The sequence below is a fragment of the Streptomyces sp. NPDC001606 genome (genome assembly GCF_053596835.1).
Genome location: NZ_JBSFHC010000004.1, coordinates 1 through 15514, shown reverse-complemented (window position 1 = coordinate 15514; position 15514 = coordinate 1). Strand labels below are relative to the sequence as shown.

Below are 15514 nucleotides of genomic sequence, written 5' to 3'. Positions count from 1 at the left end.
AGTGAGCGCGAACGAGCTGCATTTCCGTACGGAAGATCTGACCCTGGAGGATGTCGGGAAGTACTTCGTTGAAACTGACTTCGATCGCCAGACAATCGACGTACTGAAAAGCAAGAAGACAGTTGTCCTTCAAGGGGCCCGCGGGGTTGGCAAGTCATTTCTCCTGAAGGTGGCTCAGAAGGAGATGGACGAAGATTTCGCTAATTCGAAGACTCTTGCAGTATATGTCACCTTCAACAAGGCCGGCCTACTCCAGACATCCGAACCTGGCCGATTCAAGCACTGGATGCTGGCAAAGATCTGCAACAGAATCATCCGAGAGGCGCGAAAAAGAGGAGCACTACCGAACCACAGCAGCGTCTTTGCGACGCTCTCCAGTGGCGGGGATGACGAAGTAACTGCCTCTCGACTAGAAACACTCTGGCGAAGCTTGGAAGATGCGTGGAAAAACGAGTCTGACCCAGTCCGAGTCGATTCTGAGATTGACCCAGAGGTCATCAAGGATGCTGCCGAAGATCTGTGTGAGCAGAGTGGCGTACGCAGGATCGTTCTGCTCGTTGACGAGGCAGCACACGTCTTCATACCGGAGCAGCAACGGCAGTTCTTTACGGTGATGAGGGATCTGAGGAGTCCCTATCTTTCGGTGAAGGCAGCAGTCTACCCTGGTGTTACCTATTTCGGCGACTCTTTCCAAATGAGTCACGACGCTGAACTAATCAACGTCAACCGGAATATCTTGGACCCCGAATACTTGGGTTCCATGAGGCAAATAGTGATTCGACAGGATCCTTCTCTGGAAGTCGTCGTAAACCGCAACGGTGCAGTATTTGACGCTCTTGCGTTTGCCGCGAGCGGTAATCCACGAACACTACTCAAGACCGTATCGGCTGCGTCCCCTCTTAACACCAACAATGCGCAGCGAGTAATGAGGGAATACTATCGGGACACGATTTGGTCTGAGCATTCGGCGCTTGGAGATCGTTATATCGGACACCGGGCGGTGATCGACTGGGGGCGCGACTTCCTTCAACAAGAAGTGATTCCGATGTTGCGTAGGAATCAGCGCCGATCGGATGAACCTGACAAGCGTGTATTCTTGTGGATTCACAGAGATGCACCGGCTGCTGTGAAGGAGGCTCTACGCCTCCTCTGCTATAGCGGAATCCTACACGAGGCGGGAAGCGGACTCGTTGCGACTCGCGGCCTAACGGGCACCCGATACATGCTCAACATTGGCACAAGGACAGGCCCCGATTCCGATCCTGTAGCGGAAACAAATTGGCTCCGCGGCGCAATCTCAATTAAGCGCATGGTCGAATTCGGCGCCAACCACGAGCTCTATGGGTCCATTGCGAAGCTCGATGTGGAGAAGATGGATGAAGTCCGGCAAGAGTTCATCAAGTCGCAGCTTGATCGCAGCGTTGATCAACTAGACATGACGGCGTTCGCCCGAAAGAAACTCAAGGAGCTCGGCTTCGATACTGTAGGGAAGATCCTGGCCGCTTCCGAGACAGATTTCCAGCAGGCGAAATATGTCGGAGCGGTGCGTTCACGGCGGATGATGAACATAGCCACTGCCGCAGTAATGGAGTACCTCTCGGGCTGATATTTTTGTGTCTATCGACATGCCTGCGGCGGTGGCTCGCTGTAGTTGGCTGAGATTTACGAGTTGGTGCGTGATAGCGGGTGAAGCGTCCGTGCTGGTGGATGGCATGATCCGTCTGTGACGATCATGGTCAATCGGGCGGTCCTGTCGCATCAGCTGTTCACAGGGATCTCCCGGCGTCATCTGAGCTGCCTGGCCCAGGAGTTGGCCCATCCATGGCAGGCCGCCGTCGAAGGCCGCCGTCATGAAGCACGAGGCGGGGCGAGAAAGCGGGCCGCGGGTGCCGGCGCCCGCCACCAGCTCGTCTTCGTCGACCGGCTCGTGGCCACACTCATCCACCTGCGGCACGACCTCCCACACTCCGTCCTCGGGCTGCTGTTCGGCGTCGACCGCTCCACCATCACCAGGTCAGTCCAAGAAATACGCACGCTCCTGGCCGAGCGGGGATGCGCGGTCCCTCACCGTCCTGACCTGCGGTTGCGGACGTTGGCGGACGTGTTCGCCTACGCCCAGGCCGAGGGCATCGAGCTCCGCCTCGACGCCACCGAGATCCAGGTCCGCCGGCCCCTCGCCGGCCGCGGCGGACGGCGCGCGTTCGTCTCCGGCAAGAAGAAACAGAACACCATGAAAGCCACCGTCATCGCCGACTGGCGTGGCCGCACGTTATGGACCGATACCCTGCGACCTGGCCGCATGCATGACGCCACGGCCGCCCGCAGCGAAGGCATCGCCGACTGCTTCCAGCACTTCCCCGACGTGGAAGTGCTCCTGGACGACGGCTACCTCGGCCTGAGACGTGATCATCCCGACCAGGCCATCACACCACCCAGGAAGCCACGACCCGGAGCACTGCCCGGGAGAGTCGAGCAGTGGGAACGTGACCGTCACGGGCACTCATCCGACCGAATCACCGTCGAGCACGCCCTCGCCGACCACAAACGCTGGAAACAACTCATGCGTTGGACCCATCGCCGCGATCGCCTGCCCGAAACCTACCGAGCCATCGCCGGCCTCGTCTCCGACCGCACAGTCATGACCTGAAAAACGGCCGTGAGTAGGGCGAACACGCTTCACCCGCTATCACGCACCAACTCGTTAGCCGACTGCAGCAAGGGCATCCTCTGCCAACCAAAACTGATCCGTGGGGACCAGCCGGCGCTGGCCGATGACGACAGTAGCCCACGACACTCGCACTGGTCAGTTCCGTGGGCTATTCCCTGCCGGCTCGGCAACGGGACCAGTGATCAGTAGACCAGCAAGTCGCCCGGACCCAGGATGTAGCCGCCAAACCCGCAGCCCCCTTCAGGAGCTGTGAGGTTCGGCACCGAGCAGCCCGGCACGGTGCCAGCGGCGTATTAGCTGACCGCCATGCCACCATGTGCCCGCATCTTCCAAGCGCCGGCGCAGGTGTCGTCTGGCAGTCACGGCGCCAAGGGCTCCGCCCTGAGGGCTGGGCCGTTTCTGGGCCGTCCGGCGGTGGCCGACGTCGGCAAGCGGCGGCGGACAGTGGAGATGTCAGCACAGGTCAGCTCAACGCCGCATCGGATCAGTCGAGTTGAGCATCCACTGAAACCCGTTCTAGTTATAGTGGGGAATGGCCGTGGGGTGGGCGGGCGGAGGGACCCTGATGGGGAAGGTGTTCGGGCACGGCGGGGGTGTGTGGTCGGTTCGGGTGCCTATTCCGGACAATCCGCTTGGGTACACGCTGGTGTATGTGGTGGACACCGACCGGGGGCCGGTGCTGGTCGACACCGGGTGGGACGATCCCGGGTCCTGGGACGCGCTTACGGCGGGGCTGGAGGGCTGTGGTACGTCGGTGCGGGAGGTGTACGGGGTCGTCATCACGCATCATCACCCGGACCACCACGGGCTGTCGGCGCGGGTGCGCGAGGTCTCCGGTGCGTGGCTGGCGCTGCACGCGGCGGACGCGGCGATCGTGCGGCGGACGCGGGAGACCCGGCCCGAGCGCTGGTTCGCGTACATGGCCGCCAAGCTGACCGCCGCCGGGGCGCCCGCGGAGCATGTGGCTCCGCTGCGCAGGCCGCGTCGGGGCGCGCTGCCCGGTCTCGCCCCCGCCCTGCCGGACCGGGAGATCGTCCCCGGCGAGCTGCTCGATCTGCCCGGCCGTCGGCTGCGCGCGATCTGGACCCCGGGGCACACCCCCGGCCATGTGTGTCTGCACCTGGAGGAGGAGCACCCGGCAGGACTGGCCGGGTCCGGGCGGCTGTTCAGCGGTGACCATGTGCTTCCGGGGATCAGCCCGCACATCGGCCTGTACGAGGATCCCGACGACGCGACCGTGACCGATCCCCTCGGCGACTACCTCGACTCGCTGGAGCGCGTCGGCCGCCTCGCCCCCGCCGAGGTGCTCCCCGCCCACCAGCACGCCTTCACCGACGCGGCCGGGCGGGTACGGGAGCTGCTGCGCCACCACGAGGAGCGGCTGGCCGGTCTGCTCGCCCTGCTCGCCGAGCCGCTCACGCCCTGGCAGCTGGCCGAGCGCATGGAATGGAACCGGCCCTGGGCCGAGATCCCGTACTCCTCCCGGAACATCGCGGTGTCGGAGGCCGAGGCCCATGTGCGGCGGCTGGTGAAGCAGGGGCGGGCGGAGCCCGTCGCGGGGAGCGGGCCGGTGGCGTACGTGGCCGTGTAACGCGGTCGTACGTGGCCGTGTAATCCGGTCGCCTGCGCGGGGCCGGCGCTGCTAGACAGCCGTCATGGACACGATCGAGCAGCTCCTCGCCCGGCACGCCTGCGAGCGCGTCATCCTGGACTTCGTCCACCGCCTCGACCTCGGCGAACCGGCCACCGTGGCCGAGCTGTTCACCGAGGACGGTGTGTGGGAGTGGCCCGCGCCGGGGGACGGCCGGCGCAGCGAGGGCCGGGCGGCGCTGCGTGCCTACTTCGGCTCCCGGCCCGCCGACCGGCTCTCGCGCCGTTTCATGTCCAATGTCCTCGTCACCCTGACCGGCCCGGACACCGCCACCGCGGTCTCGTACTTCGCCACCTACCGCGTCGACGGCTACCACGGCGGGATGATCCCCGCGGGGCCGCCCGTGCAGATCGGCCACTACGAGGACACCTTCCGCCGCGTCGACGGAGAGTGGCTGCTGGCACACCGGGTGCTCCACCTCCCGTTCGGCGGCCCCACGCCGAAGGCCGGCTGAGCAGACAGCCGGGTCACGCGGGTGAGGGGAGGCCTTCGGCGGCTGCCGCCTGGCGGCGGAACCTGTCGATCGCCGGGCCGTGCAGCCGCAGCGCCTGGGCGATGCACTCCAGTTCGCTGTCCGGGATGTCGGCGGCATCCGTGGATGCTTCGGCAAGGCTGTCGGGCGCCGGTGCGGGGGCCAGGTCGTGCGGCGCGGCCAGGATCTCCACCGCGGTCAGGACGTCCACCGCGCCGGCGATGCCCCGCGCGGTGCGGACCGGATAGCCCACCTCCGTCGCCGCCCGGCGCACCCGCTCGCGGCGGGCGCAGCTGAGGTACGGGGCGAGCTTGAGCAGGCCGTCGTTGATGGTGGCCCGGCGCAGTTCCAGGCGGAGGGCGGCGCCGCTGACCCGGCCGGTGGCGGGGGCGGCCGGGGCCGCGACGGTCAGCATGGTCTGCCAGAGCGGTTTCAGGCGCCGGTGCGTGCACACCAGCCGCCGTCGCTCCTCGACCAGCGGACCCGCCTGGCCCGCGATGAAGCCCACCGCGACCAGGCCCGCCTCGACGATGGCGAACGGCGGGGCGACATACGTGGACAGCCAGTCCCAGTCCCGGCCGCTCCAGCGGGCCCCGATCGCGGCGAGCTTGGCGGCGTCGAAGATGAGCCCGAGGGCGTAGGCGGTCTGGAGGAATATCACGCCCCGGCGCAGCCAGGTGTCCTCGACCTCCTGGAACCAGGCCCACAGCATCCCCGCGGCGACCAGCGCGGACACCAGGTGCGCCACGAGGTACAGCAGCCCGAACTCGCGCATCCACGGGGTGTTGGCGTAGTAGGTGTCGAGGTCGCGGAGCCGCTCCACATGGTGGTCGCCGAGCAGGAACGTCGTCCACAGTCCGGCGACGATGGCGCCGTACGCGATCCAGACCAGGCGGGTGCGCCGGCGCCGTACGGCGGACGGCGGTTCGCGCCAGGTGATGATGAGCCACAGGCAGGCGCCGCAGTAGGCGGTCAGCAGCGAGTACACCCACAGCCCGGCGAAGTTGGGGACGCCGCTGATCCGGTTGATGCGGTGCAGATTGGCGGGCGGCAGCGAGGCGAAGACGATCGCGCCGATGCCGAGCAGCACCGCGGTGGCCCGCAGGATCGGGTCCTGCCAGGCCCGGCGCAGCAGCGGCAGCTTGATCACGAAGGCCACGACGAACAGCGCGGCCGGCACGGCGTACGCCGCGAAGGTGCCGGCGATGTCCCAGTCCATCACGGCCCGCCGATGTTGCCGAGCGAGGAGGACAGCCGGTCGGTGAGGGTGTCCTGGGTCAGCCGGCCGGCCGCCGCGCCCGGCCCGACGACCTTGGAGAACTTCGCCGCGAGCCGCAGCCCGCACTCCTCGGCCTCCCACTCGGCCGCGGCGGACCGGCCCGCGGGTGCCCGGGTGGCCATGGCGACGACCTCGTCCCAGGGGATGTCCTCCTCGGCCCGGGACAGCAGCCGGCGCGCGGCGGCGGGCAGCCCGTCCGGGTAGTGGACGTCGAGGGTGCCGTAGTGGATGTGGCCGATCTCGTGCCCGGCGATGACGAACTTGTGCGGGTCCGGGGCGCGGTCCTCGACCACCACGATGTACTGCTCCTCGGTGGCGAGGGTGACCCCGGACACGTCCAGGCCGGACGGGAAGGAGACGAACTTCAGCCCGACCGGGCGGTCCAGCTGCGGGCTGAGCGTGGCGCACAGCGCGTGCAGGAACGCCTTGGCGGTGGTGGGCGGGGTGAGGGTGCGGGCGGTGTCGCGCACCAGCCGGTCGAGGAAACGCTTGGGGGACCTGTCGGGCTTGGGCGGCTTGCCGAGGTGTCGGGCCAAAGAGGTTCTCCACAACGTCGGTTCAGGCACTCCCGGCGTCCCCCGCCCGCCCGGCCGACGCCCCCGCGGCGGTCGCCCGCGGGGCGGTCGCGCGCGCGACTGTCGCGCCCGCGGTGGTCACTCCCGCGGCCGCTCCCGCCGTCGCTCCCGTGGCAGCGCGTTCGGAGGCTCGCTCGGAGGAGATGATCATCTCGGCCAGGTCGGCGAGGGTGGCCAGCTGGCGGGCGTTCATCTGCGGGGCCCGCGCGGCGAGCCGGACCAGTCCGCTCTCGCGCAGCCGCAGCAGCGGGTCCGCCTCGGCCTCCAGGCTCTGCACCACCGGCTGCAACGCTTCGTGCAGCGCCTCGGGTTCGTCGGCGGTGAAGTAGCCGGCGGGCAGGCCGAAGAAGCGGCGCAGCCGGTCGGTGTGCTCCAGGCTCGGCATGCCGCTCTTGCGCCACTCGCTCAGCCACTGCCGGCTGGTCCCGGCGATCCGGGCCAGCTCGTCCAGTGAGTACCGCTTGCCGTCCGGCCGGCGCCGGGTCTCGCGTATGAAGTCGAGCCGCTGGCGCACCCGCTCGGCCAGCCCCGCCTCAGGTGCCCGGCCGCCGGAGAGGAGTTCCACGACGGTGGCGACGGGAATGCCGGTGCGATGGGACAGGTCGGCCACGTCGAGGACCTCCGGCAGCCGCCCCGGCGGCCGTCCGGTCAACTCGCCGAGCCGGTGCAGGGCTTCGGCCAGCTCGGCATAGGCGTCACTCACCGGAATCCCCCCTGGGCCTGTCGTGGTGTCGTGCTCGGTGACTGGCCCGACGAGGTTACCGGGTCGTCGGTTCCCCGGCCAGATGTGACAAGAGCCCCTGCGGAATTAGGCAGTAATCGTTGACAGTTCGGGGTGCGGTGGGTGAGGATCACGGCACAGAGAGCAAGATCCGACAGACCCGTCCCGGGTGCCGCCTATGGGGGAGCGGCATCCGGGGCGCCCTGTTCGCCTCGCACGAGAAGCCTGACCCCCTTCTCCACGCGACTGCCATGGACTGCCTTACCCCTGGCCGTCGTGCACACGTTTGGTGAACCTCTCTCTGCATGAAGGTGAGGCGTCGATGACGCAGCCCGTCCTTCTGCTCGGGGCCGGCCGGGCCGCGTACGGCGAGTTCCCGCTGGCCCGGATCGCCGCCGGCCGCCCGGTGGTGCTGGTCGCGCCCGCGCCGCCCGCCTGGGCGCGGCCGTACCTGGCCGGCCATGTCGCCGCCGACCCGGGCCGGGAGGCGGAGACGGCCGAGGCGGTCCTGCGGTACACGGCCCGGCACCGGGTCGGCGGCGTCCTGACCTGGTCCGGGCGGTACGTCCGCAGCACCGCGCGGATCGCCGCCTGGCTCGGGCTGCCGGGCCTGCCGTACACGACGGCCGCGACCTGCGCCGATCCCTCGGCGGTACGGACCCTGCTCGCCCGGCACCGGGTGGTACCGGCAGCCGGGGAGCAAGCGGAGGACGCAGAAGGGCCGCTGGTGTCCGCCGTGGCCGTGGTCCTCGACGACGAGGTCCGCATCACCGCACTCGTCCGTACGACCCCGGCGCCCCCGCCCGCCGAGGGTGCGCTGCGGCACTCGGTGCACGCCCATGACCCGCTGCTGCACAACCGGTTCCTCCGCCAGACCGTCGAACGCGCCGCCCGCGCCCTCCGGCTGGCCCACACCGTCGCCCATGTCGGCCTGCGGCTGACCTCCCGCGGCCCGCGGGTCACCGGGGTCACCCCCTGTCTGCCCGGGGACCTGGTGCCGCTGCTGGTGGAGGAGGCCACCGGGGTCGACCTCGCGGGCGCCGCGGCGACGCTGGCCACCGGCGGCCTCCCGGACGTGTCGCCGACCCGGCAGCGGGCCGCCGCCGTCCAGTTCGCCCGCCCCGCCCCGCCCGCCGAGGCCGCCGGCCGGCCCGCGCACTGGGTGGTCACGGGCGAGGACACCACGGAGTGCGAGCGCGCCCTCGACCGGCTGACCCGCTCCCACCCGCGACCGGCCCTGTCCGGCGCACCGTGGGAGCCGCGCGCGGCCTGACCCGGTCCGGGGCACGGCCGCCCCTCGGCGCGCGGAGAGCTGCCGGTACAGTGGCTGGGTCGTCATCACGCCCGTACGGGAGGAAGCCGGTGCAATTCCGGCGCTGACCCGCAACCGTCAGCCACCCTTGTTCTTCCGGGTGGTGAGCCGGAGCACCCGTGCGGGACGTTGACCGGCTCACGTGCGCGGCGGCCCGCCGCGCACGGCACCGTCGAGGTCTACGGAGCCGAGCCGCCCGGGGCCTTCCCGCGCGCTGCCCGGCTCCCCGCAGGAGAGGCAGTCGCCGATCATGAACGTCCGCCGCAGCGCAGCGGCCCTGGCCGCCATAGGCGTGCTGGCCGCCGCCGCACCCGCCACGGCAGCCGGCCGGCCCCCGGCCTCTTCTCCCTCCCCCAAAGCCGCGATCCCCTCGGGCCTGTACGGCACCACCGACCCGACCTACGACGGGGTGTGGCGCCAGTCGCTCACCCTGATCGCCCAGCGCACCCTCGGCTACCGGCCCGCCCCCGCGGCCGTGGACTGGCTCGCCGGACAGCAGTGCGCCAGCGGTGCGTTCGCCGCCTTCCGCGCCGACCCGGCGCGGGCCTGCGACAGCAAGGTCACCGTCGACACCAACAGCACGGCCGCCGCCGTACAGGCGCTCCGGGCGGTCGGCGGGCACGGCGGCGCGGTCGAGAAGGCGGTGCACTGGCTGAAGTCCGTGCAGAACAAGGACGGAAGCTGGGGTCTCTACCCGGGCGGTACCGGCGACGCCAACTCCACCTCCGTCGTCATCGGCGCGCTGGCCGCGAGCGGCAGCGACCCCGCGGACGTCCGCACCTCGGGCAAGTCCCCCTACGACGCCCTGGCCACCTGGGCCGTCCCGTGCGATAAGGACGGCGGCGGCGCCCTCGCTTTCCAGCCGGACAAGAAGGGCAAGCTGGTCGCCAACGCCGACGCGACGGCGGCCGGCGTGCTGGGCGCGCTCGGCAAGGGCTTCGTCGCCCAGGCCGGCAAGGCCCCGGCGCACGACACCTGCACCAAGGCCGGCCACCCCACGCCCGCCCAGGTCGCGGACAACGGCGGCGCCTATCTGGCCTCGGCCCTCGCCAAGACCGGCCACCTCATGTCCACGCTGCCCGGCGCCACGGACCAGCCGGACTTCGGCAACACGGCGGACGCGGTCGTCGCGCTCGCCGCGGACGGCCGGGTCGAGCAGGCGAAGAAGGCGTACGGCTGGCTGGAGAAGCACGCCTCCCCCTGGGCGGCGCAGAGCGGCCCGGCCGCGTACGCCGAGCTGATCCTCGCCGCGCACGCGGTCGGCGCACAGCCGGGCGACTTCGGCGGCACCAGCCTGGTGCACTCCCTCAACACCCTCGGCCCGGCCCCCCACATGTCCGCCGAGCAGCAGGAGAAGAAGAAGTCCGACGACAACTCGGCGTTCGGCGTCTGGTGGTTCGTCGGCGTCTGCCTCGTCGCGGGCATCGGGGTCGGCTTCCTGCTCAGCGGCCGGAAGAAGCGGCAGCCGTGAGCGTCGTCCGCCGTACCGCGCCCGCGCTGCTCGCCGCGCTCGCCCTGCTGCTCGGGGCGACGGGCGAGGCGCGGGCCACCGGCTACCGCTACTGGTCCTTCTGGGAACGCACCGGCGGCACCTGGACCTACGCCACCCAGGGCCCGTCGACCGCCCGCCCCGACGACGGCGCCGTCCTGGGCTTCCGTTTCGCGGTGAGCGCGGACTCCGCGGACGCGAGCAGGCCACGCGGTACGGCGGACTTCCCCACCGTCTGCGCCGCCGTACCGGCGCGCCCGGGCACCAAGCGGGTGGCCCTGGTCCTCGACTTCGGCACCCCGGCGGACGCGCCCTCCGGCGAGACGCCGCCGGCCCGCCGCACGGCCTGCGCGCGGGTGTCCGGCGACGCCTCGGCCGCGGAGGCGCTGGCGAGCGTGGCCAAGCCGCTGCGGTACGACACCAACGCCCTGTTGTGCGCGATCGACGGGTATCCGCGCAAGGGCTGCGGGGAGGCGGTGTCCGCGGACCGCAGCAGCGGCGGCGCGAAGAGCAGCCCCGCGGGCGGCGGCCCTTCGCTGGGACTGCCGATCGGCGCGGGCGCCGTGGCCCTGCTGGCGGCCGCGGCGGCCTGGCAGACGAGGCGGCGGCGAAATGCCTCCGGCTGAGCGGGAGCCGTCACCGGCCGAGCGGGGATCGGGGTCGGCTGACCAGGGATCGTCGCCAGCGGGCCGGGGATCGGGGTCGGCTGACCGGGGCTGGTGGTCGGCCGAGCAGCAGCCGTCGCCGGCCGACAGTGGGGCGGAGTCGGCTGACCGGGAACCGTCACCGGCCGACCGTGCACCGTGGGTGGCCGAGCAGGAGCCGTCGCCGGCCGGGCGTGGGCTGTCGCCGGCTGACGGTGGATCGGAGGCGGCTGACCGGGAACCGTCACCGGCCAACCGTGCACCGTGGGTGGCCGAGCAGGAGCCGTCGCCGGCCGGGCGTGGGCTGTCGCCGGCTGACGGGGGATCGGGGTCGGCTGACCGGGGCTGGTGGTCGGCCGAGCAGGAGCCGTCGCCGGCCGGGCGTGGGCTGTCGCCGGCTGACGGGGGATCGGGGTCGGCTGACCGGGAACCGTCACCGGCCGACCGTGCACCGTGGGTGGCCGAGCAGGAGCCGTCGCCAACCGGGTGTGGGACGTCGCCTGCTGACCGTGCACCAGGGTCGGCCGAGCAGGAGCCGTCGTCGGCCGTCATCGTCCCGGCGGCATCGGTGACGCACGAGACGCCGCCTCATGCCCCGGGGACCTCGGCGACCTCCGCGCTCCATGAGGCACCGCGCCACGCCACGGCAGCCCCGGATCAGGCGCCGCAGGCCGCCGCACCGGCGGCGCGTCAGACCCGGATCCACGCGACGGCGCCCGCACCCCGGGCACCGCGCCCCACAACACCAGCCCCGCACCAGTCGCCGCGCCGCACAACACCAGCCGCGTACCGGTCGGCGCGCCGCGCCACGGCCGTCGCACGCCCGGTGTCGCCCCACGCCGCCGCCCCACGCCCTCGGCGCCGGGGCGGGGCCGGCGTCCATCCCGGTGCCTGGTGGCTCTGGGCGATATCGCTCGGGACCGCCGCCACCCGCACCACCAATCCCCTCCTCCTCGCCCTTCTCATCACCGTCTCCGCCTATGTGGTGGCGACCCACCGCACCGCCGCCCCGACAGCCCGCTCCTACACCGCCTTCGCCAAACTCGCCCTCGCCGTGCTCCTCGTCCGCCTCTTCTTCGCCACCGTGCTCGGCTCGCCCATCCCTGGCACCCACACCCTCCTCACCCTCCCCGAGGTGCCGCTCCCCCACTGGGCCCAGGGCATCCGCCTGGGCGGCGAGGTCACCGCCGAAGCGCTCCTCTTCGCCGCCTACGACGGTCTGAAACTGGCCACCCTCCTCATCTGCGTCGGCGCCGCGAACGCCCTCGCCAGCCCGGGCCGTCTGCTCAAGTCCCTGCCGGGCGCGCTGTACGAGACCGGCGTCGCCGTCGTCGTGGCCCTCACCTTCGCCCCGCACCTGGTCGCGGACGTACAGCGCCTGCGCGCGGCCCGCCGGCTGCGCGGCCGCCCGGACCGGGGCGTCCGCGGACTGCTCCAGGTCGGACTGCCGGTCCTGGAGGGCGCATTGGAGCGTTCCGTCGCGCTGGCCGCCGCGATGGAGGCGCGCGGTTACGGCCGTACCGCCGAGGTCCCGGCCCGGGTCCGCCGTACGACGACCGCGCTCACCCTCGGCGGCCTGCTCGGCGTCTGCGCGGGGACGTACGGCTTGCTCACCGCGGAGGGCGGCAGCTACGGGCTGCCGGTCCTGCTGGCCGGGGTCGCCGCCGCGCTCGCCGGGCTGCGGCTCGGCGGCCGCCGCTCGCTGCGCACCCGGTACCGGCCGGACCCCTGGGACCTGCGCGCCTGGCTGGTCTCCGGCTCGGGTGCCGCCGTCGCCGCGCTGCTCACGCTCGCCGCCGCCCGCGACCCGGAGGACCTGCACCCCGGTGTCGTCCCCCTCGTCGCCCCCGCCCTCCCCCTCTGGCCGGCCGCGGCCGTGCTGCTCGCCCTGCTTCCCGCCTTCATCGTCCCCCAGGCCCCCGAGGAGCCGTCTTGATCCGCTTCGAGGACGTCGGCGTGACCTACGACGGCGCGACCGAACCCGCCCTCCACGGCGTCGACTTCGAGGTGCCGGAGGGTGAACTGGTTCTGCTCGTCGGGCCGTCCGGGGTCGGCAAGTCGACCGTGCTGGGCGCGGTCAGCGGGCTGGTCCCGCACTTCACCGGCGGCACTCTGCGCGGCCGGGTCACGGTGGCCGGCCGGGACACCCGTACCCACAAGCCGCGGGAACTCGCCGATGTCGTCGGTACGGTCGGACAGGACCCGTCGGCGCACTTCGTGACGGACGTCGTGGAGGACGAACTCGCCTACGGCATGGAGTCGTTGGGCCTCTCCCCGGCCGTCATGCGGCGCCGCGTCGAGGAGACCCTCGACCTGCTCGGCCTCGCCGCCCTGCGCGACCGCCCCCTCGCAAGCCTCTCGGGCGGTCAGCGGCAGCGGGTCGCGATCGGCTCGGTCCTCACCCCGCACCCCCGGGTGCTGGTCCTGGACGAGCCGACCTCGGCGCTGGATCCGGCCGCGGCGGAGGAGGTGCTGGCCGTGCTCCAGCGCCTGGTGCACGACCTGGGTACGACGGTCCTGATGGCCGAACACCGCCTGGAACGCGTCATCCAGTACGCCGACCGCGTCGTCCTGCTCCCCGGCCCCGGCGAAGCGCCCTTCATCGGCACCCCGGCCGAGGCGATGGCCGTCTCCCCCGTCTTCCCACCCGTGGTGGCCCTGGGCCGCCTCGCCGGCTGGTCCCCCCTCCCCCTCACCGTGAGAGACGCCCGCCGCCAAGCCGACGACCTGCGAGAACGCCTGTCGGCGTCAGCTCCGGGCAGTCGTGCCGCCGCGCAGGCGAAACCCCTCCCGGCCAGCACAAACACCGCGCGCCCCGCAATCTTCCGCCGCCGCTCCCCACGCCCAACCCCGTCCACCAGCCTCGCCGAGATCCACAACCTCTCCCTCCGCCGCGACAACAACCTCCTCACCCTCAACAAGATCAACCTCACCCTCACCCCCGGCGAAACCCTCGCCCTCATGGGCCGCAACGGCGCCGGAAAGTCCACCCTCCTGAACACCCTGGTCGGCCTGCTCGCACCGACCTCCGGGACCGTGCAGGTCGGCGGAGTCACCCCCCACCGCACCTCGCCCCGTGACCTCGTCCGCCGCGTCGGTCTCGTCCCGCAGGACCCCCGCGACCTCCTCTACGCCGACACGGTCGCCGACGAGTGCGCGGCGGCGGACCTGGACGCGGGTGCCCCGCCCGGCACCTGCCGCGCCCTGGTCTCCGAGCTGCTGCCGGGCATCACGGACGACATCCACCCCCGCGACCTCTCCGAGGGCCAGCGGCTGGCGCTCGCCCTGGCCGTCGTCCTGGCCGCCCGCCCGCCGCTGCTGCTCCTCGACGAGCCGACGCGCGGCCTGGACTACGCGGCCAAGGCCCGGCTGGTGACCGTACTGCGCGGGCTGGCGACCGAGGGGCATGCGATCGTGCTGGCCACGCACGACGTGGAGCTGGCGGCGGAGATCGCCGACCGGGTGGTGCTGCTGGCGGAGGGCGAGGTGATCGCCGACGGTCCGACCGCGGAGATCGTCGTCTCCTCCCCCTCCTTCGCCCCGCAGGTGACCAAGATCCTGGCCCCGCAGCGGTGGCTGACGGTGTCCGAGGTCCGGCAGGCGCTGTCATGACCGCCGCCCGGGCCTCCCGGCTGCACGCCGTCCGTCTCGGCCCCCGCTCCCTGGCCGCGCTGGTGCTGGTCAGCGCGGTCGGTGTGGTCGCCTTCGGCTGGCCCTTCCTGGCCCCGCCCGGCTCCCGGCTGAGCGCCCACGCCCAGGACGCGCCCTGGCTCTTCGCGGGCCTGCTGGTGCTGCTGGTCGCGGTGGTGGCGGCGACGATCGCCGAGTCGGACCTCGGGCCGAAGGCGGTGGCCATGCTGGGTGTGCTGGCGGCGACGGGGGCGGCGCTGCGGCCGATCGGCGCGGGTACGGCGGGGATCGAGCCGATGTTCTTCCTGATGGTGCTGAGCGGCCGGGTGCTCGGTCCCGGGTTCGGCTTCACCCTGGGCTCGGTGACGATGTTCGCGTCCGCGCTGCTGACCGGCGGGGTGGGGCCGTGGCTGCCGTTCCAGATGCTGGCGATGGGCTGGTTCACGATGGGGGCGGGTCTGCTGCCGGGCCCGGTGGCGCTGCGCGGCCGGGCGGAAGCGGTACTGCTCGCCTGTTATGGCTTTCTCGCCGCCTTCGCCTACGGCACGGTGATGAACCTGGCCGGCTGGCCCTTCCTCGGTGCGGCCGCCTCGGGCATCTCCTTCGACCCGCACGCCTCCGTCCCGGCGAACCTGGCCCGTTTCGTCGCCTACTGCACGGCCACCTCCCTCGGCTGGGACCTGGGCCGGGCGCTGTGCACGGTGCTGCTCACCCTCACTCTGGGTCCGGCGGTGCTGCGGGCGCTGCGCCGGGCCACACGGCGGGCCGCGTTCGAGACCGCAGTCACATTCGAGGGTCCCGGGCGGTGACCTGTGGGTGACGGGTTCCGTGCGGGCCGTGAGCGAGACGGTGAAGCACCCCACATGACGCAGGTCACCTACGACCCGGGGCCGTAGCCCTAAATGTCCGATACATCCTTTCGGGCACCCCTTCTGACCTGCACTTTGAGACCCACGCCACAGAGCCGATATTTCCGCTCGATCCGGCCACAACTAGTAAAAGGGGTCATTGCGGACGGCTGTGCGGGCTGCTTGTCTTGAGGACGTCGCCAGGCGCCACGAGCCCGAACGGGC

13 protein-coding genes are annotated in these 15514 nt (G+C 71.5%); 10 read left to right on the top strand and 3 right to left on the bottom strand.

What is annotated here, in order from left to right; translation table 11 throughout:
- Position 1: 1 nt before the first annotated feature.
- From ACWCV9_RS09755 to ACWCV9_RS09740, 4 genes are all read left to right on the top strand, one after another.
- Complete coding sequence (locus tag ACWCV9_RS09755) at positions 2-1606, top strand: ORC-CDC6 family AAA ATPase (RefSeq protein WP_450785263.1); 1605 nt, start codon at positions 2-4, stop codon at positions 1604-1606.
- A gap of 126 nt (positions 1607-1732) precedes the next feature.
- Entirely contained in the window at positions 1733-2647 is a 915-nt protein-coding gene (locus tag ACWCV9_RS09750; RefSeq protein ID WP_450785776.1) for a transposase family protein, read from the top strand.
- A 586-nt stretch (positions 2648-3233) separates the two neighbouring features.
- A complete protein-coding gene (locus tag ACWCV9_RS09745; protein WP_450785261.1) occupies positions 3234-4259 on the top strand; it encodes an MBL fold metallo-hydrolase in 1026 nt (341 codons plus the stop codon).
- Between the two features lie 64 nt (positions 4260-4323).
- The gene (locus ACWCV9_RS09740) at positions 4324-4773 is read left to right on the top strand and encodes a nuclear transport factor 2 family protein (protein ID WP_450785260.1); all 450 of its coding nucleotides are present in this window, start codon (positions 4324-4326) and stop codon (positions 4771-4773) included.
- Positions 4774-4786: 13 nt separating this feature from the next.
- Here ACWCV9_RS09740 and ACWCV9_RS09735 read toward each other — a convergent pair whose 3' ends face one another.
- Genes ACWCV9_RS09735 through ACWCV9_RS09725 form a run of 3 tightly spaced genes read right to left on the bottom strand, consistent with a single transcriptional unit; the run spans position 4787 to position 7348 of the window.
- Positions 4787-6010, bottom strand: a complete 1224-nt coding sequence (locus tag ACWCV9_RS09735) for an MAB_1171c family putative transporter (protein WP_450785774.1) — start codon at positions 6008-6010, stop codon at positions 4787-4789.
- Positions 6010-6606: a hypothetical protein gene (locus ACWCV9_RS09730; RefSeq protein ID WP_450785259.1), complete on the bottom strand. Its 597-nt coding sequence runs from the start codon at positions 6604-6606 to the stop codon at positions 6010-6012. Before ACWCV9_RS09730 ends, ACWCV9_RS09735 begins: the two co-directional genes overlap by 1 nt.
- A 22-nt stretch (positions 6607-6628) precedes the next feature.
- Complete coding sequence (locus ACWCV9_RS09725) at positions 6629-7348, bottom strand: XRE family transcriptional regulator (protein ID WP_450785257.1); 720 nt, start codon at positions 7346-7348, stop codon at positions 6629-6631.
- Positions 7349-7688: 340 nt separating this feature from the next.
- Between ACWCV9_RS09725 and ACWCV9_RS09720 the strand changes: the two genes are divergently transcribed.
- From ACWCV9_RS09720 to ACWCV9_RS09695, 6 genes are all read left to right on the top strand, one after another.
- A complete protein-coding gene (locus ACWCV9_RS09720; protein WP_450785256.1) occupies positions 7689-8639 on the top strand; it encodes a hypothetical protein in 951 nt (316 codons plus the stop codon).
- 289 nt (positions 8640-8928) lie between these two features.
- Positions 8929-10149 carry a prenyltransferase/squalene oxidase repeat-containing protein gene (locus ACWCV9_RS09715; protein WP_450785254.1) on the top strand — a complete coding sequence of 407 codons (1221 nt, stop codon included), beginning with the start codon at positions 8929-8931 and terminating at the stop codon, positions 10147-10149.
- The gene (locus tag ACWCV9_RS09710; RefSeq protein WP_450785252.1) at positions 10146-10793 is read left to right on the top strand and encodes an SCO2322 family protein; all 648 of its coding nucleotides are present in this window, start codon (positions 10146-10148) and stop codon (positions 10791-10793) included. The genes ACWCV9_RS09715 and ACWCV9_RS09710 overlap by 4 nt, the downstream gene beginning before the upstream one ends.
- Positions 10794-11637: 844 nt before the next feature.
- On the top strand, positions 11638-12747 hold the full coding sequence (locus tag ACWCV9_RS09705) for an energy-coupling factor transporter transmembrane component T (protein WP_450785251.1): 1110 nt from the start codon (positions 11638-11640) through the stop codon (positions 12745-12747).
- Positions 12744-14423, top strand: coding sequence for an ABC transporter ATP-binding protein (locus tag ACWCV9_RS09700; protein ID WP_450785250.1), 1680 nt, complete (start codon positions 12744-12746; stop codon positions 14421-14423). The genes ACWCV9_RS09705 and ACWCV9_RS09700 overlap by 4 nt, the downstream gene beginning before the upstream one ends.
- Entirely contained in the window at positions 14420-15250 is an 831-nt protein-coding gene (locus ACWCV9_RS09695; protein WP_450785248.1) for an ECF transporter S component, read from the top strand. Before ACWCV9_RS09700 ends, ACWCV9_RS09695 begins: the two co-directional genes overlap by 4 nt.
- Positions 15251-15514: the final 264 nt, after the last annotated feature.

Excerpts from the sequence above, each read along its gene's own strand:
- ACWCV9_RS09750 (WP_450785776.1), top strand. The coding sequence starts at position 1,733 with ATGGTCAATCGGGCGGTCCTGTCGCATCAGCTGTTCACAGGGATCTCC.
- ACWCV9_RS09745 (WP_450785261.1), top strand. The coding sequence starts at position 3,234 with ATGGGGAAGGTGTTCGGGCACGGCGGGGGTGTGTGGTCGGTTCGGGTG.
- ACWCV9_RS09740 (WP_450785260.1), top strand. The coding sequence starts at position 4,324 with ATGGACACGATCGAGCAGCTCCTCGCCCGGCACGCCTGCGAGCGCGTC.
- ACWCV9_RS09735 (WP_450785774.1), bottom strand. The coding sequence starts at position 6,010 with ATGGACTGGGACATCGCCGGCACCTTCGCGGCGTACGCCGTGCCGGCC.
- ACWCV9_RS09720 (WP_450785256.1), top strand. The coding sequence starts at position 7,689 with ATGACGCAGCCCGTCCTTCTGCTCGGGGCCGGCCGGGCCGCGTACGGC.
- ACWCV9_RS09715 (WP_450785254.1), top strand. The coding sequence starts at position 8,929 with ATGAACGTCCGCCGCAGCGCAGCGGCCCTGGCCGCCATAGGCGTGCTG.
- ACWCV9_RS09695 (WP_450785248.1), top strand. The coding sequence starts at position 14,420 with ATGACCGCCGCCCGGGCCTCCCGGCTGCACGCCGTCCGTCTCGGCCCC.